Here is a 1,166-nt window from a genome sequence, read left to right as displayed (position 1 = left end):
CCCCCTCTGTTAGGCTAGTTGTCGTACAGTACTCTCCTGTTATACTTTAATAATAAGATGGAGGTCGTGCGACATGAGTAGTGAACAAAGGAAAAGATATACAAAAGAATTGAAGGACGCTGTCCTTGTAAGAATGATGCCCCCTAATAACGAATCTGTTAAGAGTATTAGTAAGGATATCGGTGTTTCAGAACAAACCTTATATCAATGGAGAAAAAAAGCGCGTATTGAAGGAAATGCAACTCCTGGAAATGGACAAACTTCAGACCGCTGGAGTAGCGAAGATAAGTTTCTGGTAGTGCTAGAAACCTACGCAATGAATGAAACAGATCTTGCAGAATATTGCCGTAAGAAAGGTTTATATAAAGAACAGATTGACGCGTGGCGTTCTGTTTGTTTGAGCGCCAATACTGGTGAACTCAATCAAACTAAACGGCTTTCCCAGGAGCTGAAAGATGAAAAGAAACGTACAATCGAGATTGAAAAAGACCTACGTATAAAAGAGAAAGCATTAGCAGAAGCCGCGGCCTTATTACTATTAAGAAAAAAGGCCCGAGCGATCTGGGGGGACCACGAGGACGAATGATTAACCCGTCAGATCGCGAACTTGCGGTAGAACTTATCCAAGATGCGAATCTAAACGGTGCGCGATTGACTAAGGCGTGTACAGAACTGAACATTAGTGTGCGCACGTATGAACGCTGGGTTTCGGATGATGGAATAAAGGAAGATCAACGTCCTCATGTACAACGTCCCGAACCCAAAAACAAGCTAACAAAAGAGGAAAGACAAGCTGTTATAAAGATTGTCAACAAAGAGGAGTTTGTTGATTTACCCCCTTCACAGATTGTGCCAAAACTAGCAGATGATTCGATTTATGTCGCCTCTGAATCAACATTTTATCGGATATTACGCGAAGAGAAAATGCAACAACATCGCGGACGAAGTAAAAGACCAGAGATGAAATTACCCGAAAGTTATTTAGCAACGGCTCCTAATCAGGTGTGGACCTGGGATATTACTTGGTTGAAAGGACCTGTTAGGGGTCTCTATTTTAAGCTTTACTTAATCATTGATTTGTTTAGCCGGAAGATTGTTGGTTGGGAAGTTTGGGAAATAGAAGATGCCGCTCATGCTGAAGTATTAATTAAAAAAGCAATTATAAG

General features: G+C 41.2%; 2 protein-coding genes. Both read left to right on the top strand.

Translation table 11 applies throughout. From position 1 onward, the window contains the following. Positions 1-73: 73 nt before the first annotated feature. Positions 74-586, top strand: a complete 513-nt coding sequence (locus tag AC1TO6_RS21090; RefSeq protein ID WP_482103546.1) for a transposase — start codon at positions 74-76, stop codon at positions 584-586. Then, a partial coding sequence (locus tag AC1TO6_RS21085) for a DDE-type integrase/transposase/recombinase (RefSeq protein ID WP_482103545.1) occupies positions 583-1,166 on the top strand: 584 nt, incomplete at its 3' end. The genes AC1TO6_RS21090 and AC1TO6_RS21085, both read left to right, overlap by 4 nt.

The sequence above is a fragment of the Sporosarcina sp. Y352 genome (assembly GCF_056786535.1).
The sequence above is the reverse complement of the archived record's forward strand: the minus strand, read 5'-3'. Positions and strand labels throughout refer to the sequence as shown.